The sequence below is a fragment of the Pandoraea eparura genome, assembly GCF_902459725.1.
GTDB lineage: Bacteria > Pseudomonadota > Gammaproteobacteria > Burkholderiales > Burkholderiaceae > Pandoraea > Pandoraea eparura.
Window position 1 is genome coordinate 11,811 of record NZ_CABPSH010000005.1, and the last position, 25,001, is coordinate 36,811.

21 protein-coding genes are annotated in these 25,001 nt (G+C 65.1%); 20 read left to right on the forward strand and 1 reads right to left on the reverse strand.

Features of this window, described 5'->3' with window-relative positions; translation table 11 throughout:
• The first annotated feature begins 88 nt into the window (after positions 1–88).
• The 19 genes from PEP31012_RS12680 (at position 89) to PEP31012_RS12770 (ending at position 23,165) form a co-directional block, all read left to right on the forward strand.
• Positions 89–1,114: an ABC transporter ATP-binding protein gene (locus PEP31012_RS12680; protein ID WP_425494958.1), complete on the forward strand. Its 1,026-nt coding sequence runs from the start codon at positions 89–91 to the stop codon at positions 1,112–1,114.
• On the forward strand, positions 1,111–2,208 hold the full coding sequence (locus tag PEP31012_RS12685) for an ABC transporter ATP-binding protein (protein WP_150589702.1): 1,098 nt from the start codon (positions 1,111–1,113) through the stop codon (positions 2,206–2,208). The genes PEP31012_RS12680 and PEP31012_RS12685 overlap by 4 nt, the downstream gene beginning before the upstream one ends.
• 41 nt (positions 2,209–2,249) lie before the next feature.
• A complete protein-coding gene (locus tag PEP31012_RS12690; protein ID WP_150589703.1) occupies positions 2,250–3,752 on the forward strand; it encodes an ABC transporter substrate-binding protein in 1,503 nt (500 codons plus the stop codon).
• A gap of 40 nt (positions 3,753–3,792) precedes the next feature.
• Positions 3,793–4,737, forward strand: coding sequence for an ABC transporter permease (locus PEP31012_RS12695; protein WP_150589704.1), 945 nt, complete (start codon positions 3,793–3,795; stop codon positions 4,735–4,737).
• Between the two features lie 13 nt (positions 4,738–4,750).
• Positions 4,751–5,674 (forward strand): ABC transporter permease, encoded by a 924-nt coding sequence (locus PEP31012_RS12700; RefSeq protein ID WP_217427130.1) that lies wholly within the window; start codon positions 4,751–4,753, stop codon positions 5,672–5,674.
• 84 nt (positions 5,675–5,758) lie between these two features.
• Positions 5,759–7,396 carry a gamma-glutamyltransferase family protein gene (locus PEP31012_RS12705; protein ID WP_150589705.1) on the forward strand — a complete coding sequence of 546 codons (1,638 nt, stop codon included), beginning with the start codon at positions 5,759–5,761 and terminating at the stop codon, positions 7,394–7,396.
• 311 nt (positions 7,397–7,707) lie between these two features.
• Positions 7,708–10,107 carry an ATP-binding protein gene (locus PEP31012_RS12710; RefSeq protein ID WP_150589706.1) on the forward strand — a complete coding sequence of 800 codons (2,400 nt, stop codon included), beginning with the start codon at positions 7,708–7,710 and terminating at the stop codon, positions 10,105–10,107.
• A 2-nt stretch (positions 10,108–10,109) separates the two neighbouring features.
• Entirely contained in the window at positions 10,110–10,838 is a 729-nt protein-coding gene (locus PEP31012_RS12715) for a methyl-accepting chemotaxis protein (protein ID WP_150589707.1), read from the forward strand.
• Between the two features lie 16 nt (positions 10,839–10,854).
• Positions 10,855–11,424: a hypothetical protein gene (locus tag PEP31012_RS12720; protein WP_150589708.1), complete on the forward strand. Its 570-nt coding sequence runs from the start codon at positions 10,855–10,857 to the stop codon at positions 11,422–11,424.
• A gap of 39 nt (positions 11,425–11,463) precedes the next feature.
• Positions 11,464–12,105 (forward strand): chemotaxis protein CheX, encoded by a 642-nt coding sequence (locus PEP31012_RS12725; protein WP_150589709.1) that lies wholly within the window; start codon positions 11,464–11,466, stop codon positions 12,103–12,105.
• Positions 12,106–12,152: 47 nt separating this feature from the next.
• Positions 12,153–12,518 (forward strand): response regulator, encoded by a 366-nt coding sequence (locus PEP31012_RS12730; protein WP_017233217.1) that lies wholly within the window; start codon positions 12,153–12,155, stop codon positions 12,516–12,518.
• Between the two features lie 196 nt (positions 12,519–12,714).
• On the forward strand, positions 12,715–13,263 hold the full coding sequence (locus tag PEP31012_RS12735; RefSeq protein ID WP_150589710.1) for a MarR family winged helix-turn-helix transcriptional regulator: 549 nt from the start codon (positions 12,715–12,717) through the stop codon (positions 13,261–13,263).
• Positions 13,264–13,559: 296 nt separating this feature from the next.
• Positions 13,560–14,816 (forward strand): 3-(3-hydroxy-phenyl)propionate transporter MhpT, encoded by a 1,257-nt coding sequence (gene mhpT / locus PEP31012_RS12740; protein WP_246171272.1) that lies wholly within the window; start codon positions 13,560–13,562, stop codon positions 14,814–14,816.
• Between the two features lie 146 nt (positions 14,817–14,962).
• Entirely contained in the window at positions 14,963–16,105 is a 1,143-nt protein-coding gene (locus PEP31012_RS12745; RefSeq protein WP_150589711.1) for a porin, read from the forward strand.
• 141 nt (positions 16,106–16,246) lie between these two features.
• Positions 16,247–17,077, forward strand: a complete 831-nt coding sequence (locus PEP31012_RS12750; RefSeq protein ID WP_150589712.1) for a p-hydroxycinnamoyl CoA hydratase/lyase — start codon at positions 16,247–16,249, stop codon at positions 17,075–17,077.
• 40 nt (positions 17,078–17,117) lie between these two features.
• Positions 17,118–18,569: an aldehyde dehydrogenase gene (locus tag PEP31012_RS12755; protein ID WP_150589713.1), complete on the forward strand. Its 1,452-nt coding sequence runs from the start codon at positions 17,118–17,120 to the stop codon at positions 18,567–18,569.
• An 81-nt stretch (positions 18,570–18,650) separates the two neighbouring features.
• Positions 18,651–20,525, forward strand: coding sequence for a feruloyl-CoA synthase (locus PEP31012_RS12760; protein WP_150589714.1), 1,875 nt, complete (start codon positions 18,651–18,653; stop codon positions 20,523–20,525).
• 1 nt (position 20,526) lies between these two features.
• Positions 20,527–22,266 (forward strand): acyl-CoA dehydrogenase family protein, encoded by a 1,740-nt coding sequence (locus PEP31012_RS12765; RefSeq protein WP_150589715.1) that lies wholly within the window; start codon positions 20,527–20,529, stop codon positions 22,264–22,266.
• Complete coding sequence (locus PEP31012_RS12770; protein ID WP_150589716.1) at positions 22,263–23,165, forward strand: amidohydrolase family protein; 903 nt, start codon at positions 22,263–22,265, stop codon at positions 23,163–23,165. Before PEP31012_RS12765 ends, PEP31012_RS12770 begins: the two co-directional genes overlap by 4 nt.
• Positions 23,166–23,223: 58 nt before the next feature.
• On the opposite strand, the gene pcaQ is transcribed toward PEP31012_RS12770, so the two are convergent.
• The gene (pcaQ, locus tag PEP31012_RS12775; protein ID WP_150589717.1) at positions 23,224–24,171 is read right to left on the reverse strand and encodes a pca operon transcription factor PcaQ; all 948 of its coding nucleotides are present in this window, start codon (positions 24,169–24,171) and stop codon (positions 23,224–23,226) included.
• A gap of 119 nt (positions 24,172–24,290) precedes the next feature.
• Here pcaQ and pcaH point away from each other — a divergent pair, with 119 nt between their 5' ends.
• Entirely contained in the window at positions 24,291–25,001 is a 711-nt protein-coding gene (gene pcaH, locus PEP31012_RS12780) for a protocatechuate 3,4-dioxygenase subunit beta (protein WP_150589718.1), read from the forward strand.

The following is a 25,001-nucleotide window of genomic DNA, read 5'->3' on the forward strand; positions in this document are numbered from 1 at the left end:
AGACATAATCGTGTCACGCACATCCCTCGCGACCGGCTTGGCCGGAAACGAGGGCAGGAAGATCGACCTACACAACGCGCCAATGACCATGCCCGCAGACGCTGGGCCGGTGCTCGATGTCACCGGACTGTCGCTGAAGTTCTCCAAAGCGCCCGCCGCGCCGAATCTGATCGATGGCGTCTCGTTTGCCGTGCATCCCGGCAAGACGCTGTGCATCGTCGGCGAATCGGGATGCGGCAAGAGCGTGACGTCGCTCGCCCTCATGGGGTTGTTGCCGAGCCCGCCTGCCAACGTCGTCGCCGGTTGTGCGATGTTCGAAGGCCGGGATCTGCTGGCGCTGGGCGAGCGCGAGTTTGCCGATCTGCGCGGCAATCGTCTGGCCATGATCTTCCAGGAGCCGATGACTTCGCTGAATCCGGCGTTCACCATCGGTCATCAGATCGAGGAAGGCATTCGGCGCCATCGTGGGCTGGATCGCCGCGCCGCGCGCGCCGAGGCGCTCGAGATGCTCAAGCGGGTGCGTATCCCTGCGCCCGAGACTCGGCTCGATAACTATCCGCACGAGCTCTCCGGCGGCATGCGTCAGCGCGTGATGATTGCGATGGCGCTCGCCAACCGGCCCGCGCTGCTCATCGCCGACGAACCGACCACCGCGCTCGACGTCACGATCCAGGCGCAGGTGCTCACCCTCATTCAAACCTTGCAGCGCGAAACCGGTACCGCCGTCGTGCTCATTACGCACGACCTGGGCGTGGTTGCCGAAGTCGCCGACGATGTCGCGGTGATGTACGCGGGGCGCATCGTCGAATATGGCACGGTGAACGAGATCTTCGACGATCCGCAGCATCCCTACACCATTGGCCTGATGGGGGCGATTCCCTCGATCGGCAAACGCGAGGGCACGCTCGCAACCATTCGTGGTGCGGTGCCGTCACCGGAGCGCATGCCTGCCGGCTGCCGCTTTGCGCCGCGCTGCCCGTTTGCCGAAGCCCGCTGCACGCGTGAAGCGCCAGTCGAGCGCACGTTGTCCGGCACGCATCGCGTGGCCTGCTGGCTGGCGCCGGTCGAGGCCCTGACACCGCCCGCATTCCCGATGGAAAAGGTCGCCGTATGAACGCTACCGCTTCACCGCTCCCGCTGCTGGACGTGCGCGACCTGACCAAGCACTTCGGCGGTCATCGCGTCGGTTTCTCGCGTGCGCCCACGGTGTATGCAGTCAACGGCGTGTCGTTTGCCGTGCAGGCGGGCGAGACGTTCGCGATCGTGGGCGAATCCGGCTGCGGAAAATCCACACTGGGACGCCTGCTGCTTCGCCTGCTCGATGCCACGCGCGGCGAAGTGCGCTACCAGGGCGAGGACATCATGACGCTGGGCGCGAGCGCCATGCGTCGATTGCGGCGCGAACTCCAGATCATTTTCCAGGACCCGTTCGCGTCGCTCAATCCGAGCATGACCGTGGGCGGACTGATTGGCGAGCCGATTGCCTTGCACGGTCTCGCGCGCGGTCGCGAGCGCGACGAACGCGTAGCCGAACTGCTGCGCACCGTCGGCCTGCAGCCCGATTACGCGCAGCGCTTCCCGCATGAGTTCTCCGGCGGTCAGCGTCAGCGCATCGGCATTGCGCGGGCGCTGGCAGGAGAGCCGCGAGTGATCGTCGGCGACGAACCGGTCTCGGCGCTCGACGTCTCCGTGCAAGCCCAGGTTATCAATCTGCTCGAACGCCTCAAACATGACTTTGGCCTGACGCTCATCATGGTCGCTCACGATCTGGCGGTGATCCGCCACATGAGCGACCGCGTAGCGGTGATGTATCTGGGGGAAATTGTCGAGCTGGCCAGTGCCGATGCGTTGTTCGACACGCCGCTGCACCCCTACACGCAGGCGCTGCTGCAGGCGATCCCCGCGAGCGGTCCGCACCTGCGGCGCGAACGCGCGCCGCTCGGCGGTGAGTTACCCAGCCCGACCGCGCCGCCGCCCGGCTGCCGCTTCCATCCGCGGTGCCCGCATGCGCGCGCCGCGTGCCGTGAGCAGAAGCCTGTCAACGAAGTGCTGCCTGACGGTCGACAGATCGCCTGCCATTTCTGGCGCGAGATCCAGAACGCCGGGGCCAGTCCCGCGCGCGCCGCGCCGCCGAGCGAAACCCTGAGCGCACGCCTTGCGCTGTATCGCGCGCGCCAAGCCCAGGCCGATGCCGCCATCGGCGGATAACGACACTTTCACCACACCACCATCCACAAGGGGTCTCACGCATGCGAAAAGTTCTGCTCGATCTTGTTCTGGCGGCGTCATTGGCGACCGGCACCGCCGCAGCGATGGCGCAATCGACGCTTCGCATCGGTTTGCAGGAGGACATCGGCTCGCTCGATCCTGCGCGCAGTTCGCAGGTGGTCGACCGCATGGTGCTGCGCTCGCTGTGCAGCTCGCTCGTCGATATCGGCACCGATCTGAAGTTCGTGCCGATGCTCGCCACGTCGTGGAGTGTGAGTGCCGACGGCAAGACCTGGACGTTCAAGCTGCGTCACGGGGTGAAGTTCCACGACGATGAACCGTTCAACGCGCGCGCCGTCAAGGCAAATCTCGACCGTGCGCGCAGCCTGCCGGCGAGCAATCGCAAGAGCGAGCTGTCGTCTGTCGATCATGTCGACGTCGTGGACGACGACACCGTCAACATCGTGCTCAAGGCTCCCGATTCCGCATTGCTCGCCACGCTGTCCGACCGTGCGGGCATGATGCTCGCGCCCAAGACCCTGAGCGACGATGCCGGCGTGCAGTCGCACCCGGTGTGCTCCGGCCCGTACAAGTTCGTGCAACGCGTGCAGAACGATCGCGTGGTGCTGGAGAAATTCCCGGGCTACTGGGAAGCGGACAAGTATCCGATCCAGAAGGTCGTGTTCCTGCCGATTCCCGACACGACGGTGCGCCTGGCCAATGTGCGCTCGGGCTCGCTCGACATGCTCGAGCGCCTCGCGCCGTCGGACGTGGCCTCGGTCAAGCGCGATGCGAACCTGAAATTCGTCTCCATCGACGGGCTGGGGTACTACGGCCTGACGTTCAACGTGGCGGCCAACGCGCCGAAGGCATTGCGCGACAAGCGCGTGCGTCAGGCGTTCGATCTGGCCATCGATCGCGACGCCATCAACCAGGTCATCGGCGGCGGCATTTTCACGCCGGCCAACCAGGCCTTGCCGCGTTCCGGGCAGTACTACGACACGTCGATCAAGACGACCAAGCGCGACGTCGCCAAGGCGAAAGCGCTGCTCAAGGCGGCGGGCTTCGAGAAGGTCGACGTGACGCTGAGCTTCGGCAACAACACCGTCTCCAATCAGATGGCGCAGATGCTGCAGGCGATGCTCGCCGAAGCGGGCATTCAGCTGAAATTGCGACCGATGGATTACGCGGCGGCGCTCGACGCTGCCCATCGTGGCGACTTTGATGTGCTCTACAACGGGTGGTCGGGTCGCGTGGATCCGGACGGCAATCTTCATCAGTTCGTCACGTGCAAGGGCAATCTGAACTACGGGCAGTATTGCAATCCCGACATCGACAAGCTGCTCAACGAGGCGCGCGTGAAGTCTAGCGTGGCCGAGCGCAAGCCCCTGTACGACGCCGCCGACAAGATACTGTCCGAAGACAATCCGATCCTCTATCTGTATGTGCAGCCGTGGCCGTACGTGCTCAGTAAGAAGGTGCAGGGATTCGTCGCGTATCCGGACGGGTTGATCCGTCTGCGTGGCGTGAGCCTCAAGGGCTAATCCGGGACCGCCCGGCATCTCCAGGGAAACAGGAGCCGTCATGCTTCGCCTCGTCATCCATCGTGCGCTGGTCGCGATACCCACGCTCATCATCGTGTCGATGATGATCTTCGGGCTGCAGAAGATGTTGCCCGGCGATCCCGTGCTCGCGATGGCTGGCGAGGATCAGAACCCGCAGGTCATCGCCGCACTGCGCGAGCAGTATCACCTCGACAAGCCGCTGCCTACGCAGTACGCGCTCTGGATGGGCGACGTGCTGCGCGGTAACCTCGGCAACTCGCTGCGCACGGGCGAGCCGGTGAGGGAACTCATCGCGCAGAAGCTGCCCGTTACGCTGCAACTGGCGACGTTCGGGCTGCTGATCGCCATCGGCATCGGTATCCCGCTGGGCATTCTGTCGGCGGCCAACCGCGGCAAGGCCATCGATTACGGCGCGAACGTGCTGGCCCTGTCGGGGATGTCGATCCCCAACTTCTGGCTCGGCATTCTGCTGATCTTTCTGGTCTCGGTGCGCTGGCATTTGCTGCCGTCGTCGGGCTATGTCTCACCGGGCGAAGACCTGTGGATGAGCGTCAAGACGATGGTCATGCCCGCCTTCGTGCTGGGGGCGGCGCTGGGGGCGCAGTTGATGCGCCACACGCGAAGCGCCATGCTCGGCGTGCTGCGCACCGACTACATTCGCACGGCGCGCGCCAAGGGGTTGTTGCGCGGCACGGTGGTGCTCAAGCATGCGCTGCGCAATGCCCTGATTCCCATCGTGACGGTGCTCGCGCTGCTGTTTGGCGAACTGCTCGCGGGCGCGGTGCTCACGGAACAGGTCTTTACCATTCCGGGTTTCGGCAAGCTGGTCGTCGATGCGGTGTTCAATCGCGACTATGCGGTGGTCCAGGGCGTGGTTCTGGTGACTGCCGTCAGCTTCATCGTGCTCAACCTCCTGGCCGACGTGCTCTACGTCTTGCTCAACCCGCGACTGCGTCGCGCCTGAGATCTTTTCGAACATGGCCGCATTGCCCACGACTTCTACCGCATCGCAGACTCCCGACGGGGGCCACGCCGCCGCGGTCGTTGCCAGCCCCGAACGGTTGCCGCGCCGGCGCCATCGCGGGCTGCGAAAATTCGCGCGTAACCGGGCGGCCGTCGCGGGGGCCGTCATCGTGGCGTTCGCCGTGATCGTGGCGCTATTCGCGCCGTGGCTGTCGCCGTACGATCCGATCGCCACGAGCTTCATGACGGTGCGTCAGGCACCGAGCGCGCTGCACTGGTTCGGCACGGACGAGCTGGGCCGCGACGTGCTTGCGCGCATGATCTTCGGCGCGCGGGCCTCGCTTGCGGCGGGGGTGGTGTCGGTGGGCATCGCCGTGATCATCGGCGTGCCGCTTGGTTTGCTCGCGGGGTACTTCGGCCGATGGGTCGACGCGATCGTGTCGCGTCTGGCCGATGCGCTGCTCTCCATCCCGTTCCTGATTCTCGCCATTGCGATGGCGGCGTTTCTCGGTGCAAGCCTGACGAACGCGATGATCGCCATCGGCGTGTCGGCCATGCCGCGCTTCGTGCGGCTCGCCCGCGCGCAGGCGCTGAGCGTCAAGGCCGAGGAATACGTCGAAGGCGCGCGTGCCATCGGTTTGACGGATGCGCGCATCATCGTGCGCTACATTCTGCCCAACGTGCTGCCGCCGATCATCGTGCAGGCGAGCCTGACGGTGGCGAGCGCCATCATCGCTGAGGCAAGCCTGTCGTTCCTGGGGCTGGGGCAGTTGCCACCGGCACCTTCGTGGGGCTCGATGCTCAACACCGCCAAGGACTTCGTCGAACAGGCGCCCTGGATGTCCATTTTCCCCGGTATCGCCATTTTCCTGACGGTACTCGGTTTCAACCTGCTGGGCGACGGTTTGCGCGACGCGCTCGATCCGCGCGAGCAATAGCGCGGCGCGAGAGACGAGCCTCGTCAGCCTCGCTGCCCGGCAGGCCTACTTCATCATTCGTTACAGAGCTGATCAGCCAGTCCCATGACACACTTCAATTGGCAGAATCCGTACCCGACACCGCGCATGCCGGTGTTCGCCCGCAACATCGTATCGACGTCGCATCCGCTGGCCGCCCAAGCCGGGCTGCGCATGCTGTGGCAGGGCGGCAACGCCGTGGACGCCGCGATTGCCGCCGCCGCCTGCATGACGATCGTCGAACCGGTCTCCAATGGCCTGGGCGGCGATTGCTTCGCGCTGATCTGGGACGGCAAGGAACTCCACGGCCTGAACGCATCGGGCGTGGCACCGGCCGCGTGGAACGTCGATTACTTCCGCAAAAAATATGGCGAGCAGCATGGCATCGCCAAGCAGCCGACGCGCGGTCTCGACACCGTGACCGTGCCCGGCGTGATCGCGGGCTGGGAGGCGTTGCATGCAAAGTTCGGCAAGCTGCCGTTCGCCGATCTGATGGCCCCGGCGATCGAGATCGCCGAGCGCGGACATGCCGTCGCGCATATCGTGGCACGCAAATGGGCGGCGGCGGTGCCCGAGCTCAAGGACTTGCCCGGTTACGCGCAGACCTTCATGCCGAACGGCCGCGCGCCGACCACGAGTGAAATGATCCGCATGCCGGGGCATGCGCGCACGTTGCGCCTGCTCGCGAAGGAGGGGCCGCGTGCGTATTACGAAGGCGAGATCGCCGAGCGCATCGCCGCCTGGTCGGCGCAGCACGGTGGCGCGATGACGACCGACGATCTGAGCAATTACCGCGCCGACTGGGTCAAGCCCATCGAGAAGGATTATCGCGGCTATACCGTGCACGAGATTCCGCCGAACGGACAGGGCATCGCCGCGCTCATGGCGCTGGGCATTCTGGAAAAATTCGACGTGTCGCGTCTGGCGGTCGATCGCGTGCATTCGCAACACTTGCAAATCGAGGCGATGAAGCTCGCCTTTGCCGATCTGTACAAATACGTCGCCGATCCGCGATCGATGGAAGTCACGCCCGAGCAGATGCTCGACGACGCTTACCTCACCGCCCGCGCCAAGCTCATCGACCCCGAGCGTGCGTCGCAATTCGACTTCGGCATGCCGAAGGCCGGTGGCACGATCTATCTGTCGGCCGCCGACGAGCAGGGCATGATGGTGAGCTTCATCCAGTCGAACTACATGGGCTTCGGGTCTGGCGTGGTGGTGCCCGACCTGGGCATCGCGCTGCAAAACCGGGGCTGCGGCTTCTCGATGGACCCGAAGTCGGCCAACGTGGTCGAAGGCGGCAAGCGGCCGTTCCACACCATCATCCCCGCGTTCCTCACGCAGAAGGTCGACGGCAAGCACGAGGCGGTGATGAGCTTCGGTGTGATGGGCGGCGATATGCAGCCGCAAGGCCATCTGCAATCGATCGTGCGGATGATCGACTACGGCCAGCAGCCTCAGGCCGCCTGCGATGCGCCGCGCTGGAAGGTCAACCGCGACTTCACCGTGGACATCGAATCGACGCTCGACCGCGAGACGGTGGCGGGGCTGGTCGCTATGGGCCACTCGCTGAAGTCCATCGACGACCCCTACATGGACTTCGGCTCGGGACAGTACATCTGGCGCCTGGATCGCAACGATCCGGAGCGCGGCTACGTGGCCGCAAGCGATAGTCGTCGCGACGGTCTCGCCGCCGGCTACTAAGCCAGCGCCTCGACCAGCAGCGCCGGCGCGCGGTGGGCATCCCACTGCGGCCGGCGCTGTTTTTGATGGTACGCGTTGCAAGCGCCGAAACGCGTCGAACGACGGTGTTTGTGTGTGCTCACTCATCTCGGATTCCTACTCGGTAGTGCGGACTTCGGAACACATTAAGTTTCCGTTGATTCATCGAATCGTCACAGTCCACCGGCAATAATCACGTCGCACGAAGCCTATACCAACTAATTCGGCAACCGATCTACTGCGTCAACTCGCGCGTGGCACCGGGGGCCGGTGCGACCCGGGGAAATGACGCCATGACGATCCGTCATCGAATTACGCTATTGGTGATCCTGACGTTTGTCGCGCTCTCGATCATCGGGGGATACGCGGTCTACCAGACCCGCGCGAGCGCTCACAAGGTGCGGCAGGTGACGGAAGGGGTGGTGCCCAGCGCACTCGCTTCGGCCGATCTCGTCTCGCAAGTCAAGGCGGTGCAGATCGCCACGATGACGCTGGTCTACGCGCAGGACGACACCGTCGTCGAACAGGCGCTCGACACGCTCAAGAAGCTGCGCGGCGACATCGACCGGTCACTGACGCGTCAGGCCGAAGGCGCGGCGAGCAATGCGCAGAAGGGGTTGGTGACCCAGGCGCGCGAGAGCGTCGAGAATTACTTCAACGCCATCCACGACACCGCCAAGCTCAAGCAGGCAGGCAAGACCGAGATGGCGCAGGCATTCCTTTTCGCGATGGTCGCGCAATATCGCGACGAACTCGAAGGGGTGGTCAACACGCTGCGCGTCGAAAAGACGCGCCAGCAGGACTCGGCCATCGCCACGCTCAACGACACGCTCTCGACCACCACGACGGCCATCGGCATTGTGACGGGGTTGGCGATCGTGCTGCTCACGGCCATCGGTGCGCTGTTGTACCGTCAGATCACCCGTCCGCTCTCGCGTATGCAGGCGATGATGAGCGAGATCGCGAACAGCCAGGACTTCACGCGTCGCGTGCCGGTCGGCCGCATGGATGAAATCGGGCACTCGATCGTGGCGTTCAACGGCATGATCGAGAAGATTCAGGAGCGCTCGGCGCAGCTCAAGCAGAAGACGGCCGACATTCAGGCGATGTTGCAGAACATGCAGCAGGGCATTCTGACGGTGGTCGACGGCGCGCGCGTGCATGGCGAATACTCGGCCTATCTCGAAGCGATCTTCGAGACGCAAGACATCGCCGGGCGTCCCGTCATGGAACTGGTGTTCGGCGATAGCGATCTGGGCGCGGATGCGCTCTCGCAGGTCGAAGCCGCCGTCGAGGCCTGCATCGGGCAGGATGCCATCAACTTTGTCTTCAACGAACACCTGCTGGTGGGCGAGATCGGCAAGCGCATGCCGGACGGGCGCATCAAGCAACTCGATCTGACCTGGTCGGCGATCACCGACGAGAGCGACACGATCCTGCGGCTCATGCTGTGTGTGCGCGACGTGACCGAGCTGCGCGAACTCGCGGCCGAGGCCAGCGAGCAGAAGCAGCGGCTGGAGATGATCGGCGAGATTCTGTCGGTGAGCCAGGAGAAGTTTCATCACTTCATCGAAAGCTCGACCGGCTTCATTCGTGAGAACGAGCGCATCATTCGCAAGCACTCGCAGGCCGACAGCGCGGCCATTGCCGAGCTGTTCCGCAACATGCACACCATCAAGGGCAATGCGCGCACGTACAACCTGCAGTACCTGACGAACGTCGTGCACGAGACCGAGCAGCGCTATCACGAGCTGCGCCAGCCGGACGTCGCTCGCCTGTGGGATCAGGATGGCCTGATGCGCGAGCTTGAGCGCGTGCGCGACGCCGTCGATGCCTACGCGCACATCAACGAGATGAGCCTCGGCCGCAAAGGCCCGGGCAAGAGCGCCGACGAACAGTCAATGGTAGTGGACCGCGCCCATATCCGCGCGAGCCTTCGCATGCTCGAAGCTGCCGATCCGAACGATCTGCATCAATTGGTGGGCATGCGCGACGCCGTGCACCAGACGCTGCGCCTGCTGGGTACCGAGGGCGTGGGCGAAGCGCTGGGCGGTGTGCTCGATTCGCTGCCGTCGCTGGCGAGCGAACTCGGCAAACCGGCGCCGGCCGTGCGCATCGACGACAACGGCTACCGCCTGCGCTCGCCCGCCGTGCGAATTCTGCGCGACGTGTTCATGCACCTGCTGCGCAACTCGTTGGATCATGGGCTGGAAGGTGCGCAAGAGCGTCGTGCGAAGGGCAAGCCGGAAGCGGGCACCATCGACATCGAAGTCGGCCTCGATCACAACATGCTGCAAGTCACGCTCTCCGACGACGGTCGCGGACTGGCGCTGCATCGCATTCGCAGCATTGCCGTGCAGCGTGGCTGGATTACCGCAGAGACGTACGTGACAGACGAGCAGATCGCGCAGTTCATCTTCCGCCCGGGCTTCTCGACCGCGGCGCAGGTCACCGAGGTGTCGGGGCGCGGGGTAGGCATGGACGCGGTGCAGGACTTCGTGCGTCGCGAACACGGCCGCATCGAACTGCGCTTCACCGATGATCACAAGGGCGCCGAGTTCCGCCAGTTCCAGACGGTGGTGTGTCTGCCGGACACCTTGGTGGTCGACGGTTTCGATCTGAACAGCGTGGCTGCCGATGTTGTCGATCGACCGGTGCTGGATGCGGACACGTCGTTTCCGGAGACGGTTTGAGCATGAACACCCTGCAATGGCTTTGGGTCGGTGGGCTGGCCGGCGTAATCGGCACGTGCGTCGTAGCGTTCGTTGCGCATCGCTGGCGCATGGCGCAGGCCACGGCGCACTGGCGGGCGCTGACCGAGGCGCATGACGAGGCGCTGGCGCAGGCGCACGAACGCGAGCGTCTGGCGATCGCCAGTCTCGACGAACAGGGGCGGGCACAGGGTGAGGCGCTTGCCGCGCAGCAGGCGCGTCTGACACAAGCCGAACAGGATCTGCACGTCGCGCGCAAGTCCGAGGCCGCCGTGCTGGAGGCGAAAGGGCATTGGCAGGCCGAGGCCGAGCGCATTGCGCTCGAAGCGGCACGTCTGCGCGGACTGGCGGCGACCTTCGAGCGCTGGCACGAGCAGATGATCTCGCTCATGACGCAGAACCAGGACATGCACGCAAAGAATCACGAGCTGTCGTCGATTGTCCGGCACGTGTTGATCGTGTCGCTCAACGCATCCATCGAAGCGGCACGCGCGGGCTCGGCCGGACGCGGCTTCGGCATCGTCGCCAGCGAAGTGCGCGCGCTCGCCACACGCTCCGAGGAACTGTCGAAGAGCTATCGCGACAGCCTGCATCGCAACGACGTGACGACCACGGCGACGTTCCAGGACATTCAGGCGGGCGGCAAGATGATCGCGGCATCGCTCTCGAGCGTCGAAGCGCTCGCACAACAGTTGCATTCCCGTCTTCACTAAGCCAGCAGGTTTCGTTGTGATCAGCGCTCACGCCCGCGACAGTTTCGAACGCATTCTTCATCACGCTGCCCGCACCCGGCTCGCCCGTACGGCGCACGCCGAGTGCGAGATCGTGCCGCTCGCCGTGCGCCATGCCGACGCGACGCCGGAGGGCACCGAAGTCGATCTGGCCGCCCGTCACGCCAACGTGGTGGTGTTCACCATCTCGTCCATCGGTTTTCGCCTGCTGTTCGTGCTGCACTTCGACGAGGACGACACGACCGCGGCGTACTTCGCGGGCGACGATCGCGACAAGCCGTTTCGCGAGGTGTTCCTCGAGCAGGGCAATCTGTGCTGTGGGGCGATCAATCAAGCGCTGCTCAATGACTTCCCCGATCTGGGGATGTCGACCCCTTACGTGCTTAGCGCGCGATGCGTGCCGCACCTCAAGCAGCTCAAGCCGAATCTTCTGTCTTCGTGGGACATCACGTTCGACGGTTCGGTGCGTCTGGCGGCCACGCTGTGTGTTTGTGCGCACGCGCCGCTCGACTTCAACGCCGACGTCAGCGAGTCGCAGGACAGCAGCGGTGAGCTGGAATTGTTTTGATATGGCAATGGTTTTGCCTGGCCTTAGGAAATTACGATAATGAACCGAAGCACCCCCCGCGAGTCGGTCAGCCAGTTTTTGATCCTCGACGACAACGTCGAGCATGAATACCCCGAAGCGCTCGTGCGCGGGATGGTCGATATCACCGATGGCGTGTTTCGCGGTCTGTTCGGCGACATCGCCGTGCACTGCGAACCGCCCGGCGTGGTGCGCGACCGCATCATCTTCGGCGAGGTCTTCAGCCTGATTCCGCTAGAGAGCGCGTGGTGCCGCGGCTACATGATGATGCAGGCCGAACAGGTCCCCTTCATGCAGTTGCTCGAGCATACGGGCCGCTGTGAGGGCCAGGCAGGCTTTCGCGAACTCAACGGGATGCTCGGCGAGCTGACGAACCTGATCTGGGGGGCGTTCAAGAACCGCTATATGGGCGATCCGTCGGCGGTCGACCGTGCGCAGGTGCAGGTGCCGCTGCTGATCAATCACAAACAGAAATACATTTCGTTCGGCACCGACAATCCCCAGTTGTGCTTCGTCTATCACCTCACCGATCCGGTCAGCGGCCAGATCGTGACGTTGCATCAACATTTCGTCTTCAGTCTCAATTGGTCGCCGGAAGCGTTCCGCGACGCCCCGCAGGCGAGCGCCGAGCCCGTCGAGACCGGGGCGCTGGAACTGTTCTGAGATCCCGGCGCGAACCTCTGCTTTCTCTTACACACAAGGACAACATCATGTCGAAGATTCTCGTGGTCGACGATTCGAGCACCGTGCGCGACGAAGTCGCGGGTTTTCTGCGCAAGAACGGCCTGGACGTGGACACGGCCGTCGACGGCAAGGACGGCCTGGCCAAGATCAAGGCCAGCCCTGGCGTGAAGCTCGTCATCAGCGACGTGAACATGCCGAATATGGACGGCCTGACGATGGTCGAGAAGATTCGCGGCGAACTCGCGAATCAGAGCGTCAACGTGGTGATGCTCACCACCGAGAGCAGCCCGGCCATGAAGGAGCGGGGCAAGGCGGCCGGCGTGAAGGGCTGGATCGTCAAACCGTTCAAGGGTGACGCCGTGCTCGAGACGTTCCGCCGGCTTGCCGGCTGAGCCTGCGCGCCGATGATCATGCCGACTGTGCCGCTACCCCGGCCCGCGACGGCTGGGCGAGCCGGCTAGGGCGCGCATGATCTGGGCGCTTCGCCGTCCGAGCGTCGCCACAGCGCGACGGTGGCGTTACACTGCTGACTTTCCTGCACTACGCGAGCATTGGCGCAGGCCATTTGCGCAGTCTCGCCCTCTCACCATGAGCGTCGTACCCCAGAAAAAGAAGCTGACCGCAGCCGCAGGTGCCAACGAGAATGACAGCGTCGCGCCGGCACCGGATACCGACGCGTTCGAGGGGACATCGGGCTCGGCCGAGGCCCGGCCGCGTCGCGCCAAGCTGCGTCTGACCTATGTCATCGCCAGCCTCGACCGTCTGCTGCGCCGCCACATGTCCGAAGCGCTCGCGCCGCTTGGGCTGACGCTGGCCCAGTTCACCGCGCTCTCGGTGCTCGACGCACGCGGCAAGCTCTCCAATGCGCAACTCGCGCAACGCTCGTTCATCACACCGCAGTCGGCCAACGAGGTCGTGAGTCTGATGGCCGCGCGCCAGTGGATCACCCGCGAGCCCGACCCCAATCACGGCCGCATTGTGCTGTTGCAACTCACCGACGAAGGCCGCCGGGTGCTCGCGCAATGCGAGGCCGTCGCCAAGGAAATCGACACGCGCATGCGTGCCGATGTGAGCCGCGAAGACGCGGCAGCCGTGCAACGCCATCTCGAAATGTTCGTGCGCAATTTGCGCGACTGACCCCGGGTTTGTCCCGACCTGCCGATGACTTGTATTGTCAGGTAGCTTGATATTAAATGGAGTCCGTCGCCGGAGCAAAACGCGCGACAGAATCCCAGTGACACGGTAAGACGAAAGCGGAGGTGCGGCTCGCGCGGCATCGTCGCGCCCGTGGTACGTGCATCCTTAATATCAGGTTCCCTGATTAAATGGGGGCGCGTCGCCCCGCTTCGTCGGCGGTGTCGACTGACGGCGCATCAGGTGCTGCCCGCGCTGGGTGGCGACCGAAGTCCATGAAAAAGATCACAGGAGACACCATGAAATCGAATCATGAGGGTAGCGCGCAGGCGTTGCCGTTGGCGCCGGAGGGCACCGCGCAGGCGGCCAGTCCGGTGGCGCTCACGCTGGCGTTGTGTTTTGCCGTCGCGCTGCTTGAAGGCCTTGACCTGCAATCGGTCGGCGTAGCGGCACGCGGCATGTCCAAGGAGTTCGGGCTGAGCGTCGCGCAGATGGGGCTCGCCTTTTCGGCGGGCACGTTCGGGCTGCTGCCGGGAGCGATGGTAGGCGGGCGCCTGGCCGACAGCATTGGCCGCAAGCGCGTGCTGATGCTCTCGGCGGTGGTCTTCGGCGTGTTGTCGATTGCCACGGCGTTCGTGTCGGACTTCGGGATGCTGGTGATCGTGCGCGTGCTCACGGGCATTGGTCTGGGCGGGGCGATGCCGAATCTGATCGCGCTGTCGTCGGAAGCCGTGGCGCCGCGCCTGCGCGGCACGGCGGTGAGCATCATGTATTGCGGAATTCCGCTCGGCGGCGGCATCGCTGCGGCCATCGGCATGCTGGCGGTAAGCGACGCGGACTGGCGGCACATTTTCTACGCAGGCGGTGTCGGCCCGCTGCTGCTCTTGCCGTTGCTCGCCTGGTACCTGCCCGAGTCTCGCGCGTTTGCGGCCGCCACCTCGCAAGGCCGGCGCGCCACGCCTGCGCCGATGATGACGGTGCTGTTTTCGCAGGGCCGCGGTATCTCGACGATTCAACTCTGGCTGTCTTACTTCTGCACGCTCATCGTGCTGTACTTCCTGCTCAATTGGCTGCCGTCGCTCATGGGCGCGCGCGGTCTGGCGCGCGGCGATATCGGCTGGGTGCAGATTCTCTTCAACGTGGGCAGCGCCGTCGGTGTGCTCGCCCTCGGCTATCTGATGGATCGTGTGCGCATGTCGCTCGTGATCGGCGGCATGTACCTGGGCATGATCGCCTCGCTCGTCGGACTTGCGGCGGCGCAGGGCTTCGGGGTGCTGGCCACGGCGGCATTCTTCGCGGGCATGTTCATCATCGGTGGTCAATCGGTGCTCTATGCACTCGCTGCCGCCTACTACCCGACCGCCATGCGCGGCACGGGCGTGGGGGCGGCCGTGGCCTTCGGGCGCATCGGCTCGGTGGTCGGGCCGCTTGCGGCCGGCATGTTGCTCGCCGTGGGCAGCAGTGCCGCCGTGGTGATCGGCGCGAGCATTCCCGTGACGATCGTAGCCGCACTGGCCGCCCTCATGCTCATTCGTCGTCCCCGCGCGGCTGACTGATCCGGCGTCACGCCGGTTGGCCTCGCTTGTGCGCGACGGACGCCACCTGGCTGTGCCGTCGCGCATTTTCTTGCGCAAAGGCCGCGCACGTCTGCTGTTCCTGGTTTGCCTGCACCGATAACAACATCAATGATTTGGAGACTCACATGGCATCTTCCTACCGCGCGCATGCGCTCGCTTCATTGGCCGTGGCCGCCGCGCTGGCGGCGCCCGGTATCGCCAGCGCACAATCGAATATCACGCTGTACGGCATCGTCGACACCGGCATCGAGTACGTCTCGCACGCCAGCGTGAACGGTGCCGTGCTGCGCATGCCGGGTGTGACCGGCGAATTTCCGTCGCGCTGGGGTCTGCGCGGCACGGAAGATCTCGGCGGCGGGCTCGCGGCGATCTTCCAACTGGAGAGCGGCTTCAACCTGCGTGGCGGCGATCTTGGGCAGGGTGCTCGCCTGTTCGGTCGTCAGGCCTTCGTGGGTGTGAAGGGTCCATACGGCACGCTGTCGCTCGGCCGCCAGTACACCATGACGTACTACGCGCTGCTGGGCTCGGACATTCTTGGTCCGGACATCTACGGCATGGGCTCGTTCGATGCCTACGTTCCCAACGCGCGCACCGACAACTCGATCACGTATCAGGTCGGCTGGCAGGGGCTAAGCTTCGGCGCGGGATATTCGTTCGGCCGCGACGCGGCAGGCACGGGAAATTCGCCGGGGCAGGGCACTTGCGCCGGACAGGTACCGGGCCAATCGGTGCAATGCCGCGACTGGTCGGTGATGCTCAAGTACGACGCGAACAACTTCGGCGTGGCCGCGTCGTACGAGGAGCAACGTGGCGGCACCAATGCGGCGGCCAACTTCTTCGACGGACAGCCCACCTCGGCGTTCGCGAGCCGCGGCGACAAGGACACGCGCACCACCCTCGGCGCGTACTACAAGTACGGGGCGCTCAAGGTGGGTGGCGGTTGGCTGGGCCGCCGTGTGTCGACGTCCGCCATCAACACGCATTCGAACCTGTTCTATCTGGGCGCGGCGTACAGCATCACACCGGCCTGGCTCGTCGACGGCGAGGTCTATCGCATCGTCAACAGCGACCATGACACGCGCGGCACGATGACGACGCTGCGCGCCACATACTCGCTCTCGGTGCGCACCGCGGTCTATGCGCAGGCAGCCTACCTCTTCAACAGCGCCCGCGCCGCGTATTCGGTCAGCGGCGGGGGCGGCGGCACCACGCCGCCTGCCGGCGAGGGCCAGGCCGGCGTGATGCTCGGCATGCGTCACACGTTCTGATATTTAGGGCTCAGGGTTTTCACTGAAAACATGAGGCTTGCAATGTAAGGTTGCCTGATATTAAATGTGTCTGTCGGCAACACCGCGCGCCACTTCCGGTGCGCGGCACAGGTTGCTCGGAACACTTGGGAATTACGCAAAATGAATGCATACGAAGGACGCTGGAAGACGATCGACGTGAAGGTGGAGGGCGGTATTGGCTGGGTCACCTTCAATCGCCCGGAAAAGCGCAACGCCATGAGCCCGACGCTCAACACCGAGATGATTCAGGTGCTCGACGCGCTCGAACTCGATGCCGATGCGCGAGTGGTCGTGCTCACGGGCGCTGGCGCCGCGTGGACGGCGGGCATGGACCTGAAGGAATACTTCCGCGAGATCGACGGCGGACCGGAAGTGGTACAGGAGCGCGTGCGCCGCGATGCCTCGGATTGGCAATGGCGCCGCCTGCGCATGTATGCCAAGCCGACCATCGCGATGGTCAACGGCTGGTGCTTCGGCGGTGGCTTCTCGCCGCTGGTGGCTTGCGACCTGGCGATCGCTGCCGACGAGGCCGTCTTCGGTTTGTCGGAAATCAACTGGGGCATTCCGCCGGGCAATCTGGTGAGCAAGGCCATGGCCGACACGGTGGGACATCGCCGCGCGCTGCACTACATCATGACCGGCGACACGTTCACGGGCGTGGAAGCCGCGGACATGGGGCTGGTGAACCAGAGCGTGCCGCTCGCCGAACTGCGCGATGCCACGCTGGCGCTGGCCGCCAAGCTGCTGGAAAAGAATCCGGTGGTGCTGCGCGCCGCGAAACATGGCTTCAAGCGTTCGCGCGAGCTGACGTGGGAGCAGTGCGAAGATTACCTGTACGCCAAGCTTGATCAGGCCCAGTTGCGCGATCCGGAACATGGCCGCGAGCAAGGCTTGAAGCAGTTCCTCGACGACAAGTCGATCAAGCCGGGTCTGCAGGCCTACAAGCGCTGAGACGCGATGTTCATCAGTGACCGGAAAGAGGAAGAGCGCGATGCATGAAGTGCAGATGCTGATCGGTGGCCAGTGGCGCGGCGCGCAGGATGGGGCAACGTTCGAGCGCATCGACCCGGTGACGGGCGAGCTCGCCACGCGGGCGCCGGCCGCCACGCTGGCGGACGCCGACGCGGCCGTCGACGCGGCGCAGGCGGCGTTTCCCGCCTGGGCGGCGCTGTCGCCGACGGCGCGTCGCCAACGCTTGCTTGCGGCCGCCGAACGCATGGACGCCCGCGCGGCGGAGTTCATCGCCATCGGGGCCGCCGAGACCGGCGCGATGGCCAACTGGTACGGCTTCAATGTCATGCTCGCGGCCAATATGCTGCGCGAAGCGGCGGCCATGACCACGCAGATCGATGGCAGTGTGATTCCGAGCGATGTGCCCGGCAGTCTCGCGATGGCGGTGCGCTCGCCGGTCGGTGTGGTGCTCGGTATCGCGCCGTGGAATGCGCCGGTGATTCTGGCGACGCGTGCGCTTGCCATGCCCCTCGCGTGTGGCAACACGGTCGTGCTCAAGGCGTCGGAGCAATGCCCCGGCGTGCATGCACTCATCGGCGCTTGCCTGCACGATGCGGGACTGGGCGACGGCGTGGTCAATGTTGTGACGAACGCGCCGCAGGACGCGGGCGAGATCGTGGCACGACTGATTGCGCATCCGGCGGTCAGGCGAGTGAACTTCACCGGCTCGACGCATGTCGGTCGCATCATCGCGCGCCTGGCCGCGGAGCATCTCAAGCCGGCGCTGCTGGAGCTGGGCGGCAAGGCCCCCGTGCTTGTGCTCGATGACGCGGATCTGGACGCTGCCGTCGACGGCATTGCGTTCGGCGCGTTCTTCAATCAGGGGCAGATCTGCATGTCGACTGAGCGTGTGATCGTCGATGCGCGCATCGCGGATGCCTTCGTCGAGAAGCTCACTGCGAAGGCGGCGACATTGCGCGCGGGCGCGCCGACGTCGCCCGACAGCGTGCTGGGGGCGATGGTGAGCGCGCAGGCGGCGTCGCGTGTGGCGGCGCTGGTGGACGATGCCCGCGCGCATGGCGCCCATCTGCCGCTGGGGTGCCGTGTCGACGGCGCGATCATGCAGGCGACGATTGTCGATGGCGTGAGCCCGGCGATGCGCCTGTACCGCGAGGAGTCGTTCGGTCCCGTGGTGACGATCCAGCGCGTGAACGGCGACGACGAGGCGGTGCGCGTGGCCAACGACAGCGAGTTCGGCCTGTCGGCCGCCATCTTCAGCCGCGATGTGTCGCGTGCGCTGCAACTGGCCAAGCGCATCGAATCGGGCATTTGTCACATCAACGGTCCGACCGTGCACGACGAAGCGCAAATGCCGTTCGGCGGCGTGAAGTCCAGTGGCTATGGCCGCTTCGGCAGCAAGGCGTCGATTGGCGAATTTACGGAACTGCGCTGGATCACCGTGCAGACCACGCCGCGCCATTACCCGATCTGATCGGTTGCAGGATGAGGCTGTACCCGCGTACGGACGCGACCGAGAGCGCGCCGCCGCGGGATCGAAGCAGGAGACAGTGTTTTGAATCAACGCAACAACACAGCCGCCACGCATGACGTGGCAGCGCATCGCTATCGCCACGTTGCCATCGGCAACCCGGGCGTCGACGTGGTTCGCGATGGCGAATGCTGGTATCTGCGCTCGCGCGAGCCGCTCGGCGATTTTCCGGAACGACTCACGGACCGGCTCGTCTCGGGCGCCGCCCGGCACCCGGAGCGGTGGCTCGTGGCGCGGCGCGGCCCCAACGGAGAATGGATCGGCATCACGTATGCCCAGATGCTGCAGCGTGCGCGCGCGATCGGTCAGGCATTGCGCGATCGCGGGATGTCGCCGCAACGCCCCATCGCGATCCTCTCCGGTAACGATCTCGAACACTTTCAGCTCGCCCTCGGCGCGATGTACGCCGGCGTGCCGTTCGCGCCGATATCTCCGGCGTACTCCATCGTGTCGACGGACTTCGGGAAGCTACGCCATACGCTGGGATTGCTGCGTCCGGGACTGGTGTATGCGACGGACGCAAGCGCCTACGGTCGCGCCATGGACGCCGTACTCGACGACGGTGTCGTACGCGTCACCGCGCACGGCGACGCGGGTACGCTGGCCTTCGATGCGCTGCTCGATACCGTGCCGCGCGACATCGACGCCATTCATGCGCAAGTCAACGCCGACACGATCGCCAAGATCCTCTTCACGTCAGGCTCGACCCGCCAGCCGAAGGCCGTGCCGACCACCCAGCGAATGCTGTGCAGCAATCAGCAAATGCTGCTGCAAACGTTCCCGACCTTCGGCGAGGTGCCGCCCGTGCTGGTCGACTGGTTGCCTTGGAATCACACGTATGGCGGCAGTCATAACGTTGGCATCGCGCTCTACAACGGCGGCACGCTGTACATCGACGACGGCAAGCCGGTCGCCGGCAAGTTCGAGGAGACGCTGCGCAACCTGCGCGAGATCTCGCCGACCGTGTATTTCAATGTGCCGAAGGGATGGGAGGATCTCGCGATCGCCCTCGAAAACGACGCGGCCCTGCGCGAGCGCTTCTTCGCCCGTGTCAATCTCTACTTCTTCGGCGGTGCCGGGCTGTCTCAGGCGGCCTGGGACCGGCTTGAACGCGTGACCGAGGCGCATTGCGGCGAGCGCATCCGGATCATGTCGGGGTTGGGAATGACCGAGACGTCGCCAAGCTGCATGTTCACTACTGGGCCGATCATGCGCGCGGGCTACATCGGCCTGCCCGCGCCCGGCTGCGAAGTGAAGCTCGCACCGGTCGGCGGCAAGCTCGAAGTGCGCTTTCGCGGACCGAACGTCATGGCCGGCTATTGGCGTCATCCGTCGGGCGATCCCGTGTTCGACGAAGAGGGCTACTACTGCACGGGCGACGCCGCCACGTTTGTCGACCCGCAGCACCCGGAGGTCGGTCTGCAATTCGACGGTCGCATCACCGAAGATTTCAAGCTCAGCTCGGGCACGTTCGTGAGCGTGGGACCGTTGCGGGCGCGCGTGATTTCGGAAGGCGCGCCCTATGTGCAGGACGCCGTGGTCACCGGCATCAACCGTGACGATATCGGCCTGATGGTCTTCCCGCGCGTCGACGATTGCCGGCGGCTGAGCGGTCTGCCGCCACAGACGCCGCTGAGCGACGTGCTTGCCAGCCATCCCGTGCGTGAGGCGTTTTCGGCACTGCTCGCGCGGCTGAATGCGAGTGCCGGCGGCAGCGCCACCTATGTGGCGCGACTCATGCTGCTCGACACCCCGCCTTCACTCGATCGGGGCGAAGTCACCGACAAGGGATCGATCAACCAGCGGGCGGTGCAGGACCAGCGCGCCGCGGCCGTGGATGGGCTGCACGCCGCGCAAGCGGATGACAGGCACATTATCCTCGCGCCGGCAAGGCACTGACATGAACGCTCCACAATCGCACAGCGCGGCCGACGATATTGCGTTCGTGCTGGACACGCTCGGCGTTGGTGAGGCGCTGACGCGCCTCGCTCCGTTTCGCGACTTCGACACGGCCACGCTTGTGCAGGTAGTCGAAGAAGCCGCGCGCTTCTCGCGCGAAGTGCTCGCGCCGCTCAATGCCGTGGGCGATCGAGAAGGCTGCACCTGGCGCGACGGCGAGGTGCGCACGCCCCGCGGCTTTGCCGAAGCCTATCGTCAGTATCGCGACGCCGGTTGGCCGTCGCTGCCGTGCGATCCGTCGTTGGGCGGACAGGGGTTGCCTGTCGTGGCGCAGGTGGCCGTGCAGGAACTGACGGCCGGCGCGAATCTCGCCTGGACGATGTACCCTGGCATTCTGCACGGCGCGTACGAATGCGTGCATCGATTCGGCAGTGCCGCGTTGCGCGACGCCTGGCTGGGCCCGCTTGTCAGCGGCGAATGGCTCGCCACGATGGGGCTGACGGAACCGGGCGCCGGCAGCGATCTTGGGCAGATCCGCACGCGCGCCGAATGGGTCGATGCGCAGCGCGAGACGGTGCGCGTGACCGGCGAGAAGATATTCATCTCGGGCGGTGAGCAGGACCTTACGCCGAACATTGTTCACCTCGTGCTGGCGCGCACACCCGACGCCCCGCCGGGCAGCGGCGGATTGTCGCTCTTTCTCGTGCCCAAGACGCTCGCGAATGGCGAGCGCAATGCCGTTCGTTGTACCGGCATCGAGCACAAGATGGGCATTCGCGGCAGTGCCACGTGCTCGATGGCGTTCGAGGGGGCGACCGGTTATCTCATCGGCGCACCGCATCGCGGACTCGAGGCGATGTTCGCGATGATGAACTCGGCGCGGCTGCATGTGGGGGCGTCCGGCGTCGGACTGGCGCAGAGCGCCTATGACATGGCGGTGCGGCATGCCGGTGAGCGCGTGCAATCGCGGGTGCCGGGGGCCGACGCCGGGACGCCTATCGCCGGGCACCCGGCGGTGTGGCGCTTGCTCGAGGGGCAGCGCGTCGCGCTGGAGGGTGCGCGACTGTTGTTGTATCGCGCGGCGCTCGCGATCGACGAGGCGCATCACGCCGACACGCCGCAGGCCCGCGCGCAAGCCGATGCGCTGGCGGCGCTGCTCACCCCGGTCGTCAAGGCGATGCTCACCGAGCAGGCCTTCCAGGGGGCGAGCGACGCATTGCAGGTCTTCGGGGGCTACGGGTACATCGAAGAGACCGGCATCTCACAGGTGATGCGCGACGCGCGCATCCCGATGATCTACGAAGGGACCAACGAGATACAGGCCATCGACCTGGTGTTGCGCAAGATGGTCAAGGACGATGGCGCCACGCTGTCGCAATGGCTGGCGTGGGCGCGAGCGCAGGTAAGCGACGCGCGCACCGTCGACACGCTCCACGGCTTCGATGCCGCGCTGTCGGCGCTCGACGACTGGACGTCGATGATGCCGACCGTCATTGCGCTGGCGAGAACGTCGCCCCGCACGGCGTTGTGTGTCGCGGGCGAGGTGATGCGTGTGGTGCACGGCCTGTCGATGGCCGGCCTCTGGGCACACGCGGTACTGGCGGCGCGGCGCGTTCACGGACCCGCTGCCGACGCGAAATGCCGCGCCGCGCGCTATTGGCTGAAGTTCACCCTGCCGGAGACGCGTCGTGCGATGACGATCGTCGCTGCGCAACTTTGCGATCCGGAGCTGGCCGAATGAATCTCGAAAAACTCATCGCCATCGATACGCACGTGCATGCGGAAGTGTCGTGTTGCCAGCCGCCGGATCTGTTCGGCAAGGCGTTTGACGACGCGGCCGACAAGTATTTCGGCACGGTGCTCAAGCAGAATCGCCGCCCGACGATTCCCGAGACCCTTGACCATTACCGCGAGCGCAATATCGGCTTTGTGATGTTTACCGTCGATTGCGAAGCGAACATCGGTCGTCGCCGGATTCCGAACGAGGAGATCGCCGGCTATGCGCAGGAAAACGCAGACATCATGATTGCGTTCGCCAGCATCGATCCGCACAAGGGGCGCATGGGCGTGCGAGAGGCGAGGCGGCTCGTCGAGGAGTTCGGCGTGCGGGGCTTCAAGTTTCATCCCACCATGCAGGGGTTCTTCGCCAACGACCGCATGGCCTACCCGATGTACGAGCTGATCGCGGAATACCGGCTCACGGCGGTCTTTCACAGCGGCCATTCCGGGATCGGTTCGGGCATGCCGGGCGGCGGCGGGTTGCGGCTCAAGTTCTCGGAGCCGATCCATCTCGACGACGTGGCCACCGACTTCCCGGACATGAACATCGTGATCGCGCATCCGTCGTGGCCTTGGCAATCGCAAGCACTCTCGATTGCGCTGCACAAGCCGAACGTCTATATCGATCTGTCGGGGTGGTCGCCCAAGTATTTCTCGCCGGAGCTGATGCAGTACGCGAACTCGCTGCTGCGCGAGAAGATGCTGTTCGGCTCGGATTTTCCGCTCATCGCGCCGGACCGGTGGCTGCGCGACTTCGAGACGGTGGGGTTTCGCGATGAGGTCAAGCCGCTGGTGCTCAAGGACAACGCGGTACGCATGCTCGGGCTGGCGAGCGCGCAGCCCGTGGCGGCGACGGCGTAATGTGTTGTGGATGCGTGCCGGAGGGATGGTCGACGTGACCGGCGACGGCGTGCTGTCGTCAGCGCACGCCCGGTGTGCCATAGCGCACGCGCGCGGCGTCGCGCATGGCGCTGATGAGCGTCTGTTCCGGCGGGGTCGGGACGGTATCGTTGCGCCACAGAATGCCGATCGACTCCTCGGTGCCCTTCGTGGAAAACGGCAGAGCACACAGCACACCGTCGGCAAGGTCGTCCTGCACGGTGATTTCGGAGGCGATCCAGACGACATCGTCGCGCAGCGTCATGGCGCGGGCGAGAGACATCGAGAGCAGCTCGGAATAGTCGTTGAGCATGCCCACGCCGTGCGCACGCAGGAAGCTGTCTGCCGTGTGTCGCAGGATCGTGCCGTGCGGCGGCAGCACGACGTGATAATTCGCAATGTCGGCCAGCGACACGCTGCGTTGCTGGGCGAGCGGATGCGATGGGCGCACCACCACGCAAAGCGGCGTTGCACACAGGTGCTCGAAGGTGAGGCCCACCATGCCCTCGGGGTCGGACATCCGGCCGAGCGCCAGCGTGACCTGCCCGGACTTCAACTGCGCGAGCAATTGCTGGTTGGCACCGGTGTGCACCTGCACGACGATGCCCGGCCATTCGCGCCGGAACGCTTCGAGCGCGCTCGGCATCAGGGCGGCCGCCAGGGTGGGCAGGACGGCGATCTCGATCACGCCGCCGGTCTGGCCGACGGCGCGCGAGAGGACGTCGATACCTTGGCGCAGCGCGCTCACGCTCGCGCCCGCATGCCGCAGGAACAGTTCGGCCTGTGCGGTGGGGCGCGCGCCATTGCGTCCGCGCTCGAACAGGCGCACGCCCAGCAGGCCTTCGAGTTCGGCAATGGTCTTGCTGACGGCCGGCTGCGTGATGGAGAGCGCCTCCGCGGCGCGCTGCAGGCTGCCGTGCTGGGCGACGGCCAGCAGGCATTGCAGATGACGCAGCTTGATTCGCCCGTCGAGTCGATGTTTTTCCATGCCGGAAAGTTATGAAAAACCTAAGAAAATGTCAATAAATATATCCGTTGATTATGGATATAGTGTGGAAAACACGCTGGCGGCAAGCCAGATTCGTCAACACAGAATGGAGTGAGACCATGTCGAATTCGACGACCGTCCTGCGCCCCCGCGACTGGGATTCGCATCCCAAGCTGATCGACAGCGGGTACAAGTCCACGGCGCTGCGCGGCCCCAAGCAACTGCTCGTGCCCGTGAAGCAGAACCTCGCGAACCTGCGCTCGCCGGTCTACGGTCACGGCATCGTCGGGGCGCTCGATAGCGACTTGACGCGCAACGCCGTGCGCAACGGTGAGCCGCTGGGCGAGCGCATGATCGTCACGGGCCGCGTGCTCGACGAAGGCGGCCGTCCGGTGCCGAACACGCTCGTCGAGCTGTGGCAGGCCAACGCGTGCGGTCGCTACGTGCACAAGGTCGACCAACACGACGCGCCGCTGGACCCGAACTTCCTCGGTGCCGGTCGTGCACTGACCGATGCGCAGGGCCGCTACAAATTCCTGACGATCAAGCCCGGCGCCTATCCGTGGAAGAACCATCACAACGCGTGGCGTCCGCAGCATCTGCACTTCTCTGTGTTCGGTGAGTATTTCGCGACCCGGCTCGTGACGCAGATGTACTTCCCGGGCGATCCGCTGCTCGGCTACGACCCGATTTTCCAGGCCACGCCGGCGCATGCCCGCGACCGTCTGATTGCGCGTTTCTCGATGGATATCACCGAGCCCGAGTACGCACTGGGTTACGAATTCGACATCGTCCTGCGCGGTGCCGGCCAAACGCCGATGGAGTCCTGA